Annotated in this window: 17 protein-coding genes; 11 read left to right on the plus strand and 6 right to left on the minus strand. The window is 63.4% G+C overall.

The window, feature by feature from the left end; all coding sequences use genetic code 11:
- The first annotated feature begins 13 nt into the window (after nucleotides 1-13).
- On the plus strand, nucleotides 14-2779 hold the full coding sequence (polA, locus tag G520_RS0104905) for a DNA polymerase I (protein ID WP_028534670.1): 2766 nt from the start codon (nucleotides 14-16) through the stop codon (nucleotides 2777-2779).
- Nucleotides 2780-2871: 92 nt separating this feature from the next.
- On the plus strand, nucleotides 2872-3912 hold the full coding sequence (locus tag G520_RS0104910; protein ID WP_028534671.1) for a glycosyltransferase family 9 protein: 1041 nt from the start codon (nucleotides 2872-2874) through the stop codon (nucleotides 3910-3912).
- 38 nt (nucleotides 3913-3950) lie between these two features.
- Here the strand turns inward: G520_RS0104910 and bcaP are convergent, their stop codons facing one another.
- On the minus strand, nucleotides 3951-5354 hold the full coding sequence (gene bcaP, locus G520_RS0104915; RefSeq protein WP_028534672.1) for a branched-chain amino acid transporter BcaP: 1404 nt from the start codon (nucleotides 5352-5354) through the stop codon (nucleotides 3951-3953).
- A gap of 574 nt (nucleotides 5355-5928) precedes the next feature.
- Between bcaP and G520_RS0104920 the strand changes: the two genes are divergently transcribed.
- From G520_RS0104920 to G520_RS0104955, 8 genes are all read left to right on the plus strand, one after another.
- A complete protein-coding gene (locus G520_RS0104920; protein ID WP_028534673.1) occupies nucleotides 5929-6450 on the plus strand; it encodes a pilus assembly FimT family protein in 522 nt (173 codons plus the stop codon).
- On the plus strand, nucleotides 6417-6830 hold the full coding sequence (locus G520_RS0104925; RefSeq protein WP_028534674.1) for a hypothetical protein: 414 nt from the start codon (nucleotides 6417-6419) through the stop codon (nucleotides 6828-6830). Before G520_RS0104920 ends, G520_RS0104925 begins: the two co-directional genes overlap by 34 nt.
- Entirely contained in the window at nucleotides 6827-7525 is a 699-nt protein-coding gene (locus G520_RS0104930) for a hypothetical protein (protein WP_028534675.1), read from the plus strand. The genes G520_RS0104925 and G520_RS0104930 overlap by 4 nt, the downstream gene beginning before the upstream one ends.
- Nucleotides 7494-8093 (plus strand): hypothetical protein, encoded by a 600-nt coding sequence (locus G520_RS0104935; protein ID WP_028534676.1) that lies wholly within the window; start codon nucleotides 7494-7496, stop codon nucleotides 8091-8093. The genes G520_RS0104930 and G520_RS0104935 overlap by 32 nt, the downstream gene beginning before the upstream one ends.
- 5 nt (nucleotides 8094-8098) lie before the next feature.
- Nucleotides 8099-8488, plus strand: coding sequence for a type IV pilin protein (locus tag G520_RS23875; protein ID WP_051229060.1), 390 nt, complete (start codon nucleotides 8099-8101; stop codon nucleotides 8486-8488).
- A 121-nt stretch (nucleotides 8489-8609) separates the two neighbouring features.
- Nucleotides 8610-9677, plus strand: a complete 1068-nt coding sequence (locus tag G520_RS0104945; protein ID WP_084637483.1) for an NAD(P)-dependent oxidoreductase — start codon at nucleotides 8610-8612, stop codon at nucleotides 9675-9677.
- A 124-nt stretch (nucleotides 9678-9801) separates the two neighbouring features.
- Nucleotides 9802-10461, plus strand: a complete 660-nt coding sequence (locus tag G520_RS0104950; RefSeq protein ID WP_028534678.1) for a hypothetical protein — start codon at nucleotides 9802-9804, stop codon at nucleotides 10459-10461.
- 61 nt (nucleotides 10462-10522) lie between these two features.
- Nucleotides 10523-10906, plus strand: a complete 384-nt coding sequence (locus tag G520_RS0104955) for a hypothetical protein (RefSeq protein WP_028534679.1) — start codon at nucleotides 10523-10525, stop codon at nucleotides 10904-10906.
- Nucleotides 10907-10929: 23 nt separating this feature from the next.
- Here the strand turns inward: G520_RS0104955 and G520_RS0104960 are convergent, their stop codons facing one another.
- From G520_RS0104960 to G520_RS0104980, 5 genes are all read right to left on the minus strand, one after another.
- A complete protein-coding gene (locus G520_RS0104960; protein ID WP_028534680.1) occupies nucleotides 10930-12255 on the minus strand; it encodes a phenylacetate--CoA ligase family protein in 1326 nt (441 codons plus the stop codon).
- Between the two features lie 120 nt (nucleotides 12256-12375).
- Complete coding sequence (locus G520_RS0104965; RefSeq protein WP_028534681.1) at nucleotides 12376-13914, minus strand: DHA2 family efflux MFS transporter permease subunit; 1539 nt, start codon at nucleotides 13912-13914, stop codon at nucleotides 12376-12378.
- Nucleotides 13915-13969: 55 nt separating this feature from the next.
- Nucleotides 13970-15121 (minus strand): HlyD/EmrA/EmrK family protein, encoded by a 1152-nt coding sequence (locus G520_RS0104970; RefSeq protein WP_028534682.1) that lies wholly within the window; start codon nucleotides 15119-15121, stop codon nucleotides 13970-13972.
- A gap of 13 nt (nucleotides 15122-15134) precedes the next feature.
- Nucleotides 15135-16586: an efflux transporter outer membrane subunit gene (locus tag G520_RS0104975; protein ID WP_028534683.1), complete on the minus strand. Its 1452-nt coding sequence runs from the start codon at nucleotides 16584-16586 to the stop codon at nucleotides 15135-15137.
- A gap of 44 nt (nucleotides 16587-16630) precedes the next feature.
- Entirely contained in the window at nucleotides 16631-17125 is a 495-nt protein-coding gene (locus tag G520_RS0104980; RefSeq protein ID WP_028534684.1) for a MarR family transcriptional regulator, read from the minus strand.
- Between the two features lie 186 nt (nucleotides 17126-17311).
- On the opposite strand from G520_RS0104980, the gene G520_RS0104985 reads away from it, so the two are divergent.
- Nucleotides 17312-17854 (plus strand): iron transporter, encoded by a 543-nt coding sequence (locus G520_RS0104985; RefSeq protein ID WP_028534685.1) that lies wholly within the window; start codon nucleotides 17312-17314, stop codon nucleotides 17852-17854.
- Nucleotides 17855-17870: the final 16 nt, after the last annotated feature.

The raw sequence follows: 17870 nt of genomic DNA on the forward strand, positions 1-17870 counted from the left end.
ATTCTCTGCCTATATGAAAACATTGTTATTGATTGACGGCTCTTCTTATCTTTACCGCGCCTTCCACGCGATGCCCGACTTGCGCTCGCCCCAGGGCTTGCCGACCGGGGCCATTTACGGCGTCGCCAACATGCTGCGGCGCCTGGAAAAGGAAGTGGCTTTCGATTATAGCGCCTGCATTTTCGACGCAAAAGGCGGGACTTTCCGCGATGAAATGTATCCGGAATACAAGGCCAACCGACCGTCCATGCCCGATGAGCTGGCCAGCCAGATTACGGCGGTTCACGAGGTGGTGCAAGCGTCCGGCTGGCCCATGCTGGTGGTCGGCGGCGTCGAGGCCGACGATGTGATCGGCACGCTGGCCCGTCAGGGCGAGGCCGCCGGAATGCGGGTCGTCATTTCCACCGGCGACAAGGACATCGCGCAACTGGTCACGCCCAATGTTTCGCTGGTCAATACCATGACCAACGAAAAGCTCGATGTCGACGGCGTGCGCGAGAAATTCGGTGTCCCGCCGGAAAGGATCATCGACTACCTGACGCTTGTCGGCGACAAGGTGGACAACGTCCCCGGCGTCGACAAGTGCGGCCCCAAGACTGCGCTGAAATGGCTGGAGGCGTATGGAACGCTGGCAGGCGTGATGGAGCATGCGGGCGAGATCAAGGGGGTCGTCGGCGAAAAACTGCGCGAAGCGCTCGCACATCTGCCGTTGTCGCGGCGACTGATCACGATCAAATGCGATGTCGACCTGGCCGCCGACATGCCGGCCGGGATGGAGTCCTTGCGGCACCGGCCGCGCGATAGCGAGCGGCTGGCCGAGCTGTTCGCCGGTTTCGGTTTCCGCAGCTGGCTGGCAGACGTCGCCATGCCGCTGCCTGGCGCCCAGGCGGCAGATGCGGCAGATGCGGCAGATGCGGCAGATGATCTGTTTGCGCCTGCGGCCACCGCCGCGCCCCTCCCGGCGCCAGCCATCGAACGTCATTACCAGACCCTGCTCGACGATGATGCCCTCACGGCCTGGATCGCCCGTCTGGATGCGGCCGACGAAGTCTCGCTCGATACCGAGACCACCAGCCTCGACCCGTTGTCGGCACGGCTGGTCGGCATCAGTTTTTCGGTGCGCCCGGGCGAGGCCGCCTATCTGCCGCTTGCGCATCGCGCGGCCGGCGCGCCGGAGCAGCTCGACCTGGAAAAGACACTCGCACGGCTCAAGCCGTGGCTGGAGGACGCAAGCAAGAAAAAGCTCGGCCAGAACCTCAAGTACGATTGCCATGTCTTCGCCAACCATGGCATCGCTCTGGCCGGCATCCACGACGACACCATGCTGGCATCCTATGTGGTGGAAAGTCACCTTACGCACAATATGGATGATCTCGCGCAGCGCCATCTCGGCGAGAGCACCATCCACTATGAAGACATTTGCGGCAAGGGTGCGCGCCAGATCGGATTCGACGAAGTCGATGTCGATACCGCAACGCGCTATGCAGCCGAGGATGCCGACATTACCCTGCGTCTGAAACAGGCCCTGCAGCCCTTGCTCGAAGGGGGGCTGGAACGGGTCTATCGCGAGATCGAACTGCCGGTGGCCACGATTCTGTTCGCGATGGAGAGGCGCGGAGTATTGATCGACCGTCAGCGCCTGGCCGAGCAGAGCCACCAGCTCGGCAGCCGCATGATAGAGCTCGAACAGACGGCTTACGCCCTGGCCGGGCAGCCCTTCAATCTGAATTCGCCCAAGCAGCTGCAGGAAATCCTGTTCGGCAAACTTGGCATCGATACGCGCGGCGTGCGCAAGACGCCATCCGGCGGCTTTTCCGTGGATGAAGAGGTGCTGGAAAAGCTGGCGCTGGACCACCCGCTGCCTAAGTGTCTGCTCGAGTATCGCGGCCTGGCCAAGCTCAAGTCGACCTATACCGACAAGCTGCCCTTGTTGATCAATCCATCGACCGGACGCGTGCATACGCACTATGCGCAGGCGGTCGCCGTCACCGGGCGGCTCGCGAGTTCCGACCCCAATCTGCAGAATATTCCGGTGCGTACCGCCGACGGACGCCGCGTGCGCGAAGCTTTCATCGCGCCGCCGGGGCATGTCATCGTCAGTGCCGACTATTCGCAGATCGAGCTGCGCATCATGGCGCATCTGTCCGGCGACAAGGGCTTGCGCGATGCTTTTGCGCGCGGCGACGATATCCACCGCGCCACCGCGGCCGAGGTCTTCGCGGTCGAACTCGACGCGGTCAGCTCCGAGCAGCGTCGTTACGCCAAGAGCATCAATTTCGGTCTGATCTACGGCATGAGCGCCTTCGGCCTCGCCAGCGCGCTGGAAATCGACCGCAGCACCGCCCAACAATTCATCGACCGCTACTTTGTCCGTTATCCGGATGTCGCCGAATACATGCGCACGACACGCGAGTCGGCGCGCGAACTCGGCTATGTCGAAACCGCTTTCGGCCGCCGGCTGTACCTGCCGGACATCCGTGCGTCCAATCAGGGCAAGCGCACCGCCGCCGAACGGGCCGCAATCAATGCGCCGATGCAGGGTACGGCGGCCGACTTGATCAAGCTGGCGATGATCAAGGTGCAGAACTGGATCGACGGCGAAGGCCTCGGGGCGCGCCTGGTGATGCAGGTGCACGATGAACTGGTGCTGGAAGTCCCGCTGGCCGAAGTCGATCTCGTCAAGCAGCGATTGCCGCAGCTGATGGCTGCCGCCGCCGATCTGTCGGTACCGCTCTCGGCGGAAGTCGGCGTCGGAAGCAGTTGGGAATCGGCGCATTGAGCGTTGCTTGCGGGGCGCTGCTCCTTGATCGAATCGGAAATGACTAGCTGACCATGAAATTCGGGACACTTCATAAACGCAGAAAAGCACTATTGAATTACGTAAAACGTTGTTGCGCGCGGCTGATCCTGCCGCGCAAGCGGCCGGGCGAGTTCGACGCTGCCACGGTCCGCAAGATCGTGTTCTTGCGCGACAACAGGAAATTCGGCGACCTCATCGTTTCGACGGCTTCGTTTCGCGAGGCCAAGCAGTACGGCATGGAGGTCAGTGTGATCGTGGGGGGGCAGGCATTTGCTTCCCTGCTCGAATTCAATCCGAGCATCGACCATGTCTACTCGCACGGGCCCGAACTGTGGGAGTCGATCAGGCTGGGGTGGCGCTTGCGGCGCGAGCACTACGATCTGGCCGTCGATTTCCTCGATGCGCAACCGACTTTCAAACGCATCGTGCTGCTGCATCTGATGAATCCCCGTCATGCCCTGAGCTTCAACAAGAAGCCTGACCGGAGCTACGACGTGAGTCTGACGGACGAGCACAGGCTCAACCGGCATGCGTCGCTGCGCAATGTCGATGTCCTTGCGCGGCTGGGGATCACCGCTTGTCCGTCGCCGCCGAACTACGATCTGCGTATCGACCCGGCGCGGGTGGCAGAGGCGCGGCGGTTTCTGGAATCGCTGCCGCACAAGCGGACGCTGTTGCTGAATCCGGCGGGCGAAGGGCCCTTGCGCAGCCTGAGCGCGAGCCAGATCGAAGCCATCGTCGCCAATGCCTGTCATCGCGGGGAAAAATTCAATGTGGTGCTGACCGGACGGCGCGAAGTCATCGACGCGATCCCTGTCGCAGGGGCGAGCAAGTCGCCTTTTGTCGATTACGTCGGCGCGATTGCGCTCGCGCAGGTGTCGGATCTCATCGTCACGCCCGATACTTCCATGGTTCATGTGGCAGCGGCATTCGGCAAGCCGGTCCTGGCCCTGTACCAGCCTGACAACGACGTCTGGTATGTCAACAGCAAGGTATGGGGGCCGAACAACCCCAAGGCGGTCCAACTGCTTTCGCGTGACGAGCGCGTCGCATCGATCGAAAACCCGCGCATCATCGAAGCCTTGAAACACCTGTCGGACACGTACCTGTAGCGGACCGCCCGCGCCGTAGCGGGGCGGGCGGTCGCCGATCAGGCGCGGGCGCCCGCGTTCGCGAGCAGCGCGCGACTGCGAGCGTAGCCGAAGTAAACCAGCAGGCCGATGCACAGCCAGATCAGGAAGCAGGTCCAGGTCAGGGAACCGAGCTGGGCCATCAGAAAGACACAGAACAGGATCGCGAGCGCCGGAATCCAGGGGACGCCCGGACAGAGGAACTTGCGTGGCAGATCCGGCTGTTGCTTGCGTAGCACGATGACGGCGATGGCGATCAGCGAGAAGGCGGCCAGTGTGCCGATATTGACCAGTTCCGCCAGCGTGCCCAGCGGTACCAGACCGCCGATCAGCGCAATCACGATGCCGATGATCCAGGTCGCACGGTACGGGGTCTGATACTTGGGATGCACTTCCGAGAACACCTTGGGTAACAAGCCGTCGCGCGACATGGCGAAGGTAATGCGGGTCTGGCCATAGGTCATCACCAGGATGACCGTGGTCATTCCGAGGATCGCGCCGAGATTGACGATGCCGGCGACCCAGTCGAGTCCGGCCACCTCCAATGCTTTCGAGACAGGATGGTCGACGCCTGCATACTGGGCGAAGGGAACGATGCCGGTCATGATGGCGGACACGACGACATAGAGCACGGAGCAGATGGCGAGTGAGCCGATTACGCCACGCGGAATGTCGCGCCCGGGGTTTTTGACTTCTTCTGCGGCGCAGGTGACGGCATCGAAGCCGAGGAAGCTGAAGAACACGATCGCTGCGCCGTGGAACACGCCGCCCATGCCATAGGGTAGCAGCGGATGCCAGTTGGCGGGTTTTATATGCCAGACTCCGAGTGCGATGAACAGCAATACCACGGCGATTTTGACGGCGACGACAATATTGTTGAAGCGCTTGGATTCGCGGATGCCGAACGCCAGCAAGGCGGTAATGGCCAGTGCGATCATGAACGCGGGCAGGTTAAACAGGGTGTGCATGCCGGGGCGTGCACCGTAAGCGGCAGTCAGTGCGTCGGGCAGCGTGACGCCGAAACCGGCAAGCAGATTCTGGAAGTAGCCCGACCAGCCGACGGAAACCGCCGAGGAGGCCAGCAGGTACTCCAGCATCAGATCCCAGCCTATGATCCAGGCGATCAGTTCGCCCAGCGTGGCGTAGGCGTAGGTGTAGACCGAACCCGAAACCGGCAGCATGGACGCGAATTCGGCATAGCACAGCGCGGCAAACCCGCAGGCGAAAGCGCCGATGACAAAGGACAGCATCAGTCCCGGGCCGGCGACCAGTGCACCGGTGCCCGTCAGTACGAAAATACCGGTGCCGATGATGGCGCCGATGCCCAGCATGGTCAGGTCGAAAGCCCCCAGCTCTTTGCGTAGGCCAGATTTTTTGCTTGTTTCTAACATGCCATGCACATTTTTCTTGCGCATTAAACTCATTGTCTTTGTCCTGTTCCCACCGTTGTCAACGGTGTGTCTTTAGTCGATTCGCGCCATTTCCGACCCGCTCTACCCTTGTTTGCCCCCGTTCCGTTCTCTGCTGCGTACGGGCCTGTCCGGCGAGCGCAATCGCGCCGGCGCCGATACGTCCGCTGCGGCAAAGGGGGGCATCCAGGTACCGTTATGAATTTCGATAGAGTCGATCCGGAAGAAGCACGGGGTGCCGACGGCGCATCAGATGTGCGCTCGCGGTCGAAAACCGGGGCGACAAGGGTCGCTCCGATGGGAGTGGCACTGCCTTGATGCAAAGCAAATCATTGCCGGTTACTGCACGTTGCCACGGCCGATTATTTGGTTATATCCACTGTTTATTTCTACTTTACATTGTGATTTAACTGGCATCTATCGTTTATATGGTTGAAATTTCTGTTTTTTACGGAAACTACCTTGAGTCGGGGGAAATTCCCCTGTCCTTTCAGCCTGCGGCGGCATGCGCGAGTCCGTTTTCCTGTTTTTCCGCCTTCCATGCCGTTCTATCGTGACGGGAAGTCGGTGCTCGAAAACGGAGGATGAAATGCCGGCATTCAGCTTGGTGGAAGTGCTGGCCGTGCTGGCCATGGTCGCGCTGCTACTGGTGTCGGGGCTGCCTCCTCTGCTTGTGCAGTGGGATGGCGCACGGCTGGAAGCGACGCTGACCGGCCTTTCGGGCAGCATCCTGTTTGCGCGCGGCGAAGCCATGCGCTTGCGACAGATCGTTCAGGTCTGCGCCGCGAATATCAGTCGGCGCCGGGAGCTGGTCACCTGCCGTGAACGACCCGGTGGCGGAGGCTTCCACTGGAGCGGCGCCGTGGTGTACTTCAATGCCGACGGCGAAGACATGCATTACCACGGCGGTAGCGCGCTGAGGCTCAAGCTGTTCGACCCGGCGGTCACTGTCCTGTCCGATGTCTCCCCCTTGCGCCTCTACCCTGACGGCCATGTCGCCCGCAAGGCCCTGTTCATCCTTCATTCCCGCTATCGCTGCGCTTCGCTGAGCGTCGATGGCAACGGGCGAGCGACCGCATGCCGCGGGGAACGCTGCACTGGCTGCCGCTGATGTCGGCACGCGGCTTTCTGCTGCTGGAGGTGGCGTTGGCGGCCGGAGTGCTGGCGGTCGCCATCAGCGCCTTGCTGCAGTTGCAACTGCACAGCCGGCAGTGGGCGGACGAGGTCGCGCGGCGGGTGCGGATTTCCTTGTTTGCCGCCAGCCTGGCCGAAGCCTGGCTAGCGGGAGAAGGCGGTTCAGCCCGTCTGGCGCAGGCGCGACGGGAATTGCCCGCGCTTGCCGGGCATGACGTTGAGGCGAGCGTGCGGATCTGCCGTCCCGGGGCGGACGGCGAATGTCGCGATCAGGACGCAGGGCCGTACGCCATTGTGATCGACTGGCGCGAACACGGCGCGAAGCAGCAACTGCGGTTACTGCTGGTTCCGCCATGACGACGCGCGGCTTCACCGTTCTGGAGAGCATGCTCGCACTGAGTCTTGGCATGGTCGTGTTGTGGGCGGGGATACGCGCGGATTCGATTTTCCGGGGGCCGCTCCGACGCGCCGGCGAGCAACTGCAACAAATGGAGGAGGCGCGTCGCGTCATGTGGCGTCTGGGCATCGAGCGCCGCAGCGCGGGCTTTGCCGGCTGCATGCGCTTGTCGCATGCCGGCTCGCCCGGCTTGGTCTGGCGTTATGGGGCAGGTGCTTACCGCGTGCGCTGGACGCGTATCGAGGCCTACCGCCTCTCTGCCCTGCTGCTTGATGCCGGTGCCGATATCAAGCAGGGCGATCGGCTGCTGGTGTCGAGCTGCGGCAGGGTCGATGCCCTGCGCGTCGGGCGGCATGTGCATCTGCAGCGGACGGCGGAGGGTCTGTTGCTGGAAATGGACCCGGGTTTCCGGCCCCCGCTGGGGGAGGGCGGGCACCGGATTGCTTCGCTCGAGGTCAACCGCTTCGAGGCGCGTGCCTATCGTGTCGATTTCGCGCGGCATCAGCTGCGCGATGCACAGGGTGATGTCGTCCTGGAGCATGTTGCCGCCCTGAGCCTTGAGTCGCTCGCGCCGGGGCTCGAGCGTATCCGTCTGGTGCTGGAAGACGGCGCGGAGTTGAGCCTTGACCTGGCCTTGCCTGCACGCGCGTCCTGACGGCGGCGCCATTCTGGCCCTGCTGCTGGCCTTGCTGGCCATGATGACGCTGGCGACGCTGGCCACGGTCAGGACGACGCTCGAATTGCGTCGGCTTCAGTTCAATCAGGAGGGCGAAATGCGGCATTTTTATCTCGCAGCGAGCGCGCTGGCTCAGGCCGAGCGGCGGGTCAGTGAGCTGGACCGGCTGCTGCTCGAACTCCCGCTGGCGTCGCGCAGCCGCTGGTTCAGCCGTGAATGCACCTCGGAGCAGGCGCCCCCCGAGTGGCGCGACGGACTGTGCCTGGATGTGCGCGGAGGCGACGCATGGCCGCCTTGCCGGCATTCGGCCCGGGTGGCGTTGTTCCCGGGAGAGGCCGGCGACTGCCGCCGTCCGTCGTCGGCCTTTGGTCCCGACCCGTTGTTCCGTGTCGAGCTGGTCGATGCGGGGGGCGAGCGGGCGGACATCGCCCGCGTGTACCGTATCAGCGTACGCGTGCGTGACCGTTTCGGACAGATCACCCTGCAGAGTTACTGGCAGGTGGGAGCGGCGACGGGGGGACGTTCGGGATGGGCCGTGCTGCCATGAGACGCATGGGATTCTCGCTGCTGGAGGCGATGCTGGCCCTCTTGCTGCTGGCCCTGTTGCTCAGTCAGGCCTGGCCGTCCTATCGCCAGCCGCTGCGCCGCATCCGCCTGGCCGAAGCCCGCGTAGCCCTGATGGAAAACGCCAATTTCCTGGAAGACTGGTATCAGCGGCAGGGGCGCTACCAGGACGAAGCGCGCTGGCCACCGTTGCCGCATCCCGCGACACCGCATTACCGGCTCGAATTCGAAGCCAGGCCGCACGGGCACCCGCATGGCAAATACCGCTTGTACGCGCGTGCGCGCGACGGTGACGCGACTTATCTGGTGCTCGACGAGTATGGCGCGCTTCGTCAGTGCGAACCGCACGACGGGCGCTTGCGTTGCGAAGGTTTCTGAGCGGCATGCGCTGCCCCGGACGCTGTCAATACGGACAGGGCAGCGTTTTTGTAAATCACCTACAACATTTGAGTAGTTGTTTTGATTTATTGATGACAAATTTCAATCGATTGAGCATCGAATGCCGAGTGGCGGGATGGAAGGCGAGGCCGCGTGGTCCGGCGGTATTCTGTCCTGCCCGATTCGGCAGATCGTCGCCGGCGCCGCGGCGCGATTGTGCTGCGGATGGCGCCTGGGCCGCGAGAAAGGGGAAGCGATGAATGGACCTTGTGTCCTGGTACTGGGCGATTTCGAGGCGCGGTGGCTGACCCGGCTTGGCGACCGTTACCAACTGCTGAGGCTGGGCGGAGACGACGTGGGCCGCTGCGAGGCGGTTCTGCTGCGTAGTCCCTATCGCATCGATGCCGGATTGCTGGCGACTCTGCCCGCATTGCGCCATATCATCCGCGCCGGCAGCGGCATCGGCACGGGCGATCTCGATGCGGTATGCGGGCGGGACATCGCCGTGCATAGCACCCCGGCGGCGGAGCGGTCGGTCGCCGAGCATGCCTTCGCCCTGTTGTTTGCGGTCGCGCGCGACATTCCCTATCTGCATCAGCAGACCATGGCGGGTTTGTGGAGCAAGAACCCGGCGCGCGGCATCGAACTCAAGGGCAAACATCTCGTCGTGGTCGGCTTCGGTCGCGTCGGCCGCGAAATCGCGCGCATTGCATCGGCATTCGGAATGTCGCTGACGGTGGTCGACCCGTCGCCGGAGAAACCGGAAAAAATGGCCGCGCTGGCTGCGCTGCCCGAGTCACGCGTTCTGGCACTGGACGAGGCCCTGCCGGATGCCGATGTGTTGATGCTCAGTTGCCCCGGGTCTCCCGGGCAGCTGGAACTGCTCGACGCGCAGCGGATTGGACGGCTGCCTGCGGGTTCCATCCTGATCAATGTCGCTCGCGGTTCCCTCATCGATCACGGGGCACTGGAAGACGCCTTGTTAAGCAGGCGCCTCGCCGGCGTCGGCCTCGATGTGCATCGGAGTGAATCGACGGGAAGGCAAAGCTGGCATCTGCTGCCCGGCGTCGTGGTAACACCCGATATCGCCGCGCAGACGCGGGAGACGGAGTCGCGGGTAGGGGAGAGGGTCGAGGCCCTGCTCGACACCGTGCTCGGATGCCGGCGGGAGGCTGGCGCCCATGCTTGAATGCGATCGTTGGTGCAGGACATGACCGGTAACGGCCGCAAGCGCTCCCGGGCTGGCCCGGATGAGATGCGTATCGCCATCCATTACCGCCGCAGTACCACGACTTGAAGCGAGGACGATCAGAATGACGCAAGATATCGATGATTTTATCGAATCGTTGACGCAGGAGAACGGGGAGTTCTTCGCCCTGCACGCCGAATGCGAGACCCGCTACTGGGTGGGATGTCTCAGTGGGGAGGCTGCGGCCGAGGAACTGCTTCCGCGCTGGTTCAACGAGCTGCGCGGCGTCGAAGTCATCGGTCGCTTTGTCGAACGGGTGCCGGACCTGACGCTGAAAGTTCTGGTCGGACGTCAGGTGGGGGATGAAGCCAAGCATGCGCTCTACTGCCGGCATCGAATCGAGCAGTTGGGGGGATCGGTGCTCGACTACCGTCCGACGCCGGCGCAGATGGCGCTTGGCGACTATCTCGACAGCCTCGCCTATCCGGAGGAGTTTTTCGCGGCGCAACAGTTCACTGTCGAAGCACAGTCTCTCAAGCGCGACGAGGAGGTGCTCGACGGCTTCGATCCGGCTACGGCCGAGATGTTCCGGCGCCACATCAATCCGGACGAGAAGTTTCATGTGCGATTGGGGCTGCTCGGTTTGCGCACCTTCGCGCGCTCGAGTGCCGCGCAGCGGCGAGCGCGAGCCGCCGCGCGGGGCGCACGCGAGCTGCATGTCCACCTGATGCGCAGTCACCGGGAAGCGATGGAGAAGCGCGGCTTGCCGGGGGGCGCCCCATGACGGCCCATCGGCTGGCGATCCGCCGTGCCCGCGTCGGCCCGGCTATGGCCGGAGATGCGCGATGAGCTTGCGTGAGTTCTACCATTTGCGGCGCCCGGCGGGGGGAGCGGGGGGGCGCATCCGCGCCCGGTTGTTTTCGCGCATGCACGAACTGCTGGCCCGGCTGCCGCTGGATTGTGATCGTGGTCCGTTGCTCGGCGATCTTGGACCGCAGCTCGAGTACCGGATGAGGGATGTCGCGTTGGCGGTCAGGCGTCTGGAGTGGGTGCTGGAAGGGCCATGCCTGCCCATGGCGGCACCTGGTGCACGGTCGGGGGGCGAGCTCGACCCGTGGAGCATCGAGCAGGCGGGCATCGACCTCGCCCGCGAGGAACAGCGGCTGGACGCCCGCAAGGCGGCCTGCCTGCTTCGTGACGCGCCAGCCGGAGGCGAGACGGCAGGCTGAGCGGACGCCGCCGGGAAAGCCCTTCATTCGGCGTGAGCGATCAGGTCGGCTCCGATACGGGCGCGGGCCTGCGAGCTGATGACGGCTTCGCCGCGCTCCAGCGCATCCGCGAGTCTGGGGCAGGCAGCGACAAGCCGGTCGATGATGAGCGCGGCTTGCGAGGGGGCGTCCTGCAAACGGGGCGAGGCCTGCCAGGCGATGGAAATTTCGGTGCGCCCGGCGCACTCGCGCCCCTGCAGCTGATAGCGCGGGTGGCCGATCGCGTACGGGTCGCGCACGTCGGGACTGTCGAGGAAGCGTGGTAGCCGTGCGACCGAGGGCAGTTCGTCCATGATTTCGAACAGTGCGGCCGGTGTGATCAGCCAGTCGTCGCTGCCCGGCTGCCGGATGCCCGCCCGGCTGCGTCCCAGCGGTTGAAAGGCGAAGCGCCCCTCCTGCCCCGGCAGCGAATGGGTCACCGCCACCAGATCCCCCGTCAGGTAGCGAACCAGAGGCTGCGCCTGCTGGAAAGGATAGAGCGCGGTCAGTGCCAGCAGGCCGACGCCTTCGCGCAGTACCTGCCCGCTGTGAGCGCCTATGACTTCCGGAATCAGTTGCGGGTCCCAGTGCCACCAGCCGCTGGCGTTGTCGCGGCTCGCCCCGCCGAAGACCTCGCCGGGAGTGAAACGGTCGTTGACCTGACAGCCCCAGAAGGTCTCGTGCCGGCGGCGCCAGGCCGGCGTCAGATAATGCGAGTAGGAGACGATGCTGTGCAGCGTGTGCGAGGGACGGACATGGTTTTCGCAGTCGGCGGTAAACGCGCGCAGCATGCGTTCAAGCCCGATGAGGAGTGTAACGCGGCTTTCCACGCCTTGATCTTCGAGGCGTGAACCGAGCAGGGTGCGGGCATAGCTGAATACGCCGTGATCATACAGCCCCAGTTCGTGGGCATGCATGGCCGCGGGCAGGGCGCTCAGGTGGCCCTGGTCGATATTCTTGAACCGGATGGCGCGGGGCAGGTTCTCGCCTTGCCCTGCGGGACGCTGGCGGGCGAAGAATTCATGCAGGAAGGCCTGCTCCCGCACGCTGCGCACCGTGACGAAAGGAATGCCGCTGGCATCGCTGGTAAAGGTTTCGTGGCATGTGTCGCCAAGGCGGTTCTGCGCATCGCGTCCGGCCTGCCGTATCATTGTCTTGTCGGTCAGAGGCAGATGCGCCAGGCCGCCGGGACCGATGGCGGCGGTATCGATCCCGCTCCAGTGGCGCTGGTAGAACGGCGTTTTCAGGGCGTTGGCGAGGGTTTGCGGCAGCAGCAACTGGTGCAGTTCGCTTAGTGCCTGCATTTGCGTCTGCGCGGCGGTGGCGGACATGGCGTCTTCTCCCGGCGACTGACCGCAGCACGATGCCGCGGCCAGTACAAGAGTGGAAGATCAGCCGCTGATTTACAAGAAATAATGTATTAAAGTGAAAATCTATATAACACCTGCCGCTTAATGCGCACCACCGCCCGCATCGCTACCCGCCGGTCGGAACGGCGGTCGGGCGAACCAGACCACCGCGATCAGTATCAGAAACAGCAGACCGGAAGCCCAGAAAATCTCGTTGGCGCCGATGATATAGCCCTGCCGGGTAATCTGCAGCGCGGTGTAGGCGTGCTGCTGCGACGTCGACATGCCCAGGCTGCCGAGCAGATCGAACCAGCTGCCGGCTTCCGGATGCGATGAGGTGACCGATTCCGTCAGGACGGCGTGGTGGAAGGACTCGCGGTTGTCCCACATCGTTTCGGTGATCGACGCTCCGATGCTGCCGGCCAGTACCCGCATGCAGTTGGACAGACCGGATGCGCTGGCAATGCGGCTCGGATGGAGGCCTGCCAGTGAAATCGTGGTCAGCGGCATAAAGAAGCAGGCAATGCCTACGCCTTGAATCACCTGGGGCAGGACGACGAAGCGGAAATCCATATCCTGCGTGAAATGGCTGCGCCAGAAGAAGCAATAGGCGAACACGCTGAAGCTGATGGTGACCAGCCAGCGCATGTCGATGCGATGGGCAAACTTGCCGATGATCGGCGAAAGAATGACGGGCAGGATGCCGATCGGTGCTGCGGCGAGGCCGGCCCAGGTGGCGGTGTAGCCGAGTTGGGTCTGCAGCAGCAGAGGCAGCAGGACGAGCGAGCCGAAGTACACCATGTAGCCGAGGCTGATGCCGACGGCACCGACGGTAAAATTGCGCGACGCGAACAGCGACAGATCCACGACGGGGTGTTCCGCCGTCAGTTCCCATATCACCAGAAAGGTCAGTGTCACCGCCGCGACGGCAGCGAGCACGACGATGGTGGACGAATGGAACCAATCCAGTTCCTTGCCGCGATCGAGCATCACTTGCAGGCAGCCGACGCCGACGGCCAGGAGCGCGAGGCCGATTCCGTCGATGGGCAGCGGCCGGGTTTCAGTCTCGCGACCGCGCAACTCTTTCCATGCGACCCAGACGGCGAACAGGCCGATCGGAATATTGATGAAGAAGATCCAGCCCCAGTGCCAGTTATCGCTGATGATGCCGCCGAGAATCGGTCCGAAAATCGGCGCCACGATCACGGTCATCGACCACAGTGCCAGCGCCATCCCCTTTTTCGCATTGGGATAGCAGGCGAGCAGCAGGCTCTGGGACAGGGGAATCATCGGACCGGCGACCGCGCCTTGCAGTACGCGAAATACGATCAGCGTGCCAAGGCTTTGCGAAATGCCGCACAGCCAGGAGGCGACGACGAAGGCCAGCGTCGAGAACAGGAACAGGCGGACTTCGCCCACGCGCTTGGCCAACCATCCCGTCAGCGGAATGGAGATGGCGTTGGCGACGCCGAACGAGGTGATGACCCAGGTTCCCTGGGAGGTGGCGGCGCCGAGGTTGCCCGAAATCGTAGGCAAGGCCACGTTGGCGATCGTCGTGTCCAGCACCTGCATGAAGGTGGCCAGAGACAGGGCCAGCGTGATCCAGACCAGACGCGCCCCGGACAGCGGAGGTTGAGTCATATGACGGGCGTCCTTTCAACGTGAGGCGCCCGGGCGCGTGGCCCGGGCATGGCGGTCACTCGCCTTTTTCGATATTGGCATCGATCAGCGAGTTTATCAGCGCGTCCGCCTGCTTCAGATCCGGCGTCAGCGCGCGTGTCTCCTGCGACGAGGTGGAGGCGGCTTCGGCCAGCATGGGGCCGTTCTGATTGCGGGTATTCACTTCGACGTCCATGGACAGGCCGATGCGCAGCGGATGCTTTTTCAGTTCGGCGGCATCGAGTGCGACGCGGACCGGCACCCGTTGCACGACCTTGATCCAGTTACCGGTCGCGTTCTGCGCGGGCAACAGCGAGAAGGCGCTGCCGGTCCCGGCGCCCAGACCGGCGACCTTGCCGTGATAGCTGACCCTGCTGCCGTACAAGTCGGCGACCAGGGTCACCGGTTGCCCGATGCGGATCTTCTCGAGCTGGACTTCCTTGAAGTTGGCATCGACCCAGACCGATTCCAGCGGGATGATGGACATCAGTGCACTGCCCGCGGCAATGCGCTGACCGACCTGCACGCCGCGGCGAGCGATATAGCCGCTTGCCGGGGCCTTGACTTCGGTGCGTTGCAGTGCGAGCCAGGCGTCTTTCAGCGTGGCCGCCGCGCTTTGAACCTTGGGGTTCTGCGCGACGCGGTCCCGTCCGATCAGGACGGTGGTCGCCTTGTGTTGTTGCGTGCTTGCCGCCAGGGCCGCGCGCGCGTCTTCGACGGCCTGGCGCGCGTGGCCGAGTTCTTCCGCCGACATGGCATCGCTGCCCGCCAGCGCCTGACGCCGCTTGTAGTCTTCGGTCGCGCGGTCCAGCTCGACCTTGCGTTGTTCGATCAGCGCCTGCTGCTGCTCGGCATTGGTCATCAATTGCCGGGTTTCACGCACGGTCTGCACGAATTGCGCACGCGCACGTTCGAAGGCCAGGCGCGCGTCGTTGGCGTCCAGTTCGACCACGGTTTGCCCTGCCTGCACCAGATCGGTGTCGTCGGCGGAGATTTTGACCACGGTACCGCCGACTTCCGGCGTGAGCTGGACCAGATGGCCCGACACATAAGCGTCGTCGGTCGATTCTTCGAAGCGCAGCACCGTTCCCCAATACACTCCGTAGCCGATGGCGACTGCGGCGAACAGACTCGATGCGATGATCAGATTGCGTTTGCGGCTCTTGGCCTTCTGTACTTGGCTATCCATTCTCATGTATTCCTTAGCGTTGGGCCGGGCCGGCGAGCAAGCCTCCGCCCAGTGCGATATTCAGGTTGGCCCAGCTCAAGCGGGAGTAGGCCTCGGCTTCGATGCGCGAACTCTGCTGCGTGAGTTCCGCGTCCTGGGTGTCGAGCAGGTTGAGCTTGTTGACCATGCCGACACGGAAGCGCGACAGCATCGCGTCGCTGGCGCGGCGGCTGCTCTCGACGCTCGCGTGCGCCTGATTCAGCTGTACTTGCGCCTGACGCTGTCCGGACAGGGCGTCGGCCGCATCGCGCAAGCCGTTGACCACGGACTGGTTATAGCCGGCCACCGCCATATCGTAGGCCGCCTGCTGCTGACGCAGATTGGAACGCAGCTCGCCCGAGTGGAAGATGGGCAGGGTGATGGCCGGGGATACGTCGAACATTTTCGACGAACGGTTGATGAAATTGCTCCAGGCCAGCGATTGCAGCCCTATCAGGCCGCTGATCTCGACGTTGGGGTAGAACTCGGCGCGCGCTTCTTTCACGCTTTCGCTCATCGCTTCTACCTGGGCGCGACGGCTGGCGATGTCGGGACGCCGGCCTAGCAGGTCGGCGGTGATGCCCTCTTCGTCGAAAGCCGGTGCCGGGCCGAGTTCGGCCGGGGTCAGACCGTCGAGCGAATCGGGTGCCTGTCCGGCCAGCGCGGCCAGCGCATGACGTGCGCGCTGTGCATCGGCGGCCAGCGAGGCTGTCTGCGCGCGCAGGCTCGCGAGTTGCATCTCGATCTGGCGCTGAGTGTCCGCGCTTTGCAGGCCGGCGCTGACACGGGCATGGGTGAGCGCCAGGCGTGTCTCGGCCAGACGTATCCTGGCCTGGTTGATCTTCTGCTGCGCGAGCTGGCGTTGCAGCGTCGTGTACTGCACGATCACCGACTGACTCAGCACCAGGCGGCTCTGGAGGGCGTCGAATTCGGCGGAGCGGGCCGCGCCGAGCGCAGCGCGGGTTGCCGCGGCGTTCTTGCCCCAGATGTCCAGGGTCCAGGCGGCCGAGATTTGCGCCGTGTACGTGTTCTGAATCAGTTTATAGCCGGCGCCCCGCAGCTCCGAACCGGTCAGACTGTTATCCGAGAACTTCTGCCGGTCTGCCGCCAGTGCGGCGTCGACTTGCAGTCCATCGCGGCTCTCTACGATGCCGGCGGCCTGCACCGCCTGCCGGATGCGTGCGTCGGCTTGCTGCAGGGACGGCGAGTTTGCGACGGCGTTATCGATCAATTTATTCAGTTGCGGATCGTTCAGCTTGCGCCACCAGCCATCCTGCGGACCGGCTTTGCGGGCGCTCTGCAGTGCCAGCTGTTCGGGCGTCAGCAGTCTGGCCGGAGTCTGTTCGGTGCCGAAGCCGGCGCATCCGCTCAATACGGCGGTCAATATCAGCAGGCCAAGGCTCTGCTGCCAGTGTTGTCGATTCACCTTGCGGTCTCCATGGGTCATCGATTGATCGTTGAACGGCGGCATGATGTCGCGAGCCGTCCCTGCTAGCCGCCCAATCGCGCGAGTAATTTGCGCAACAGGATTTCCAGCGTGTCTTTTTCGTCCGTCTCGAAACCGTCCCACAGGCTGCGGAACAGTTCGCGCGATGTCGGAAGATGCTGTCCGACGAAGCGGACGCCCTCTTCGGTGAGCCGCAGCTTCACCTTGCGGCGGTCTTCGCCGCAGGGGCTGCGCGCGACCCAGCCGCGCTCGACCATCAGGTCGGCCATGCGGGTTGCGCTGGTGCGTGAAGCGCCGAGCGCTTCGCTCAGATCCGACGGGTAAAGCGCTTGTTCGGGGTGGATGTATATCGTGAGTAAGCCTATCCAGTCCGTTTCATTGATTCCCACGTCTTTGAAACGCAGATTGAAGCGGCAGGTCATGCGCGACTGAACATGGGAGAGCAGGCGCGCCAGCAGGACTTCCTGGCGCGGGCCGCCCGGGAAGCGCTTTTCGATATCGGCAATGGCCTGCTCGATGGAATGGAAGGTCTGATTCATGGCATGATTATAATAACGCAGGTTACAATTACGCAATTAATCTTTTTTTACCGACTGGCGATGCGTGTCGCCCGTCGTCGGTGTCAGGACGGTCACAACAGGAAAGGGCTTGTCATCGGCGTGAATGCGTATGATAATGATTATCAATCAAACAAACAGGCTCGCCACGGGCCGAAAGGAACTGCCATGAATCGTCGTCTTCCGCTCGCCCTTGCCGCCCTGGGTCTGTGCGCCTCCGCCGTCGTTGCCGCCAAGGAATATCCGATCGGCAAGCCGCAAATCCGCAACGGCATGGAAATCGGCGCCGTCTATCTGCAGCCGATCAAGATGGATCCGGAAGGCATGATGCGCAAGGCCGAAGAATCGGACGTCCACATGGAAGCCGACATTCACGCCGTCAAGGGCAATCCCAACGGCTTCGGCGAGGGCGAGTGGATGCCGTACCTGACCGTGCGCTACGAAGTATCCAAGGTCGGCGGCAAAGACACGATCAAGGGCGTGTACATGCCCATGGTCGCCAACGACGGCCCGCACTACGGTGACAACATCAAGCTGATGGGGCCCGGCAGATACCACCTCAAGTACACCATCTCGGCCCCGGGATCCGATGCGCATAGCCATTTCGGCCGCCATACCGACAAGGAAACCGGCGTCGCGCCGTGGTTCAAGACTTTCACCGTCGAATACGACTTCACCTATGCCGGCATCGGTAAAAAGGGCGGCTACTGAGCGCCGGAGGATTTGT

The sequence above is a fragment of the Paludibacterium yongneupense DSM 18731 genome (assembly GCF_000422925.1).
Taxonomy (GTDB): Bacteria; Pseudomonadota; Gammaproteobacteria; order Burkholderiales; family Chromobacteriaceae; genus Paludibacterium; species Paludibacterium yongneupense.

Bases quoted from the DNA above. Each gene is read 5' to 3' on its own strand.
- G520_RS0104985 (WP_028534685.1), top strand. From the start codon at position 17,312: ATGAATCGTCGTCTTCCGCTCGCCCTTGCCGCCCTGGGTCTGTGCGCC.
- G520_RS0104980 (WP_028534684.1), bottom strand. From the start codon at position 17,125: ATGAATCAGACCTTCCATTCCATCGAGCAGGCCATTGCCGATATCGAA.
- bcaP (WP_028534672.1), bottom strand. From the start codon at position 5,354: ATGAGTTTAATGCGCAAGAAAAATGTGCATGGCATGTTAGAAACAAGC.
- G520_RS0104925 (WP_028534674.1), top strand. From the start codon at position 6,417: ATGCCGCGGGGAACGCTGCACTGGCTGCCGCTGATGTCGGCACGCGGC.
- G520_RS0104930 (WP_028534675.1), top strand. From the start codon at position 6,827: ATGACGACGCGCGGCTTCACCGTTCTGGAGAGCATGCTCGCACTGAGT.
- G520_RS0104970 (WP_028534682.1), bottom strand. From the start codon at position 15,121: ATGGATAGCCAAGTACAGAAGGCCAAGAGCCGCAAACGCAATCTGATC.
- G520_RS23875 (WP_051229060.1), top strand. From the start codon at position 8,099: ATGGGATTCTCGCTGCTGGAGGCGATGCTGGCCCTCTTGCTGCTGGCC.
- G520_RS0104950 (WP_028534678.1), top strand. From the start codon at position 9,802: ATGACGCAAGATATCGATGATTTTATCGAATCGTTGACGCAGGAGAAC.
- G520_RS0104965 (WP_028534681.1), bottom strand. From the start codon at position 13,914: ATGACTCAACCTCCGCTGTCCGGGGCGCGTCTGGTCTGGATCACGCTG.
- G520_RS0104955 (WP_028534679.1), top strand. From the start codon at position 10,523: ATGAGCTTGCGTGAGTTCTACCATTTGCGGCGCCCGGCGGGGGGAGCG.
- G520_RS0104920 (WP_028534673.1), top strand. From the start codon at position 5,929: ATGCCGGCATTCAGCTTGGTGGAAGTGCTGGCCGTGCTGGCCATGGTC.
- G520_RS0104960 (WP_028534680.1), bottom strand. From the start codon at position 12,255: ATGTCCGCCACCGCCGCGCAGACGCAAATGCAGGCACTAAGCGAACTG.
- G520_RS0104945 (WP_084637483.1), top strand. From the start codon at position 8,610: ATGCCGAGTGGCGGGATGGAAGGCGAGGCCGCGTGGTCCGGCGGTATT.
- polA (WP_028534670.1), top strand. From the start codon at position 14: ATGAAAACATTGTTATTGATTGACGGCTCTTCTTATCTTTACCGCGCC.
- G520_RS0104975 (WP_028534683.1), bottom strand. From the start codon at position 16,586: ATGACCCATGGAGACCGCAAGGTGAATCGACAACACTGGCAGCAGAGC.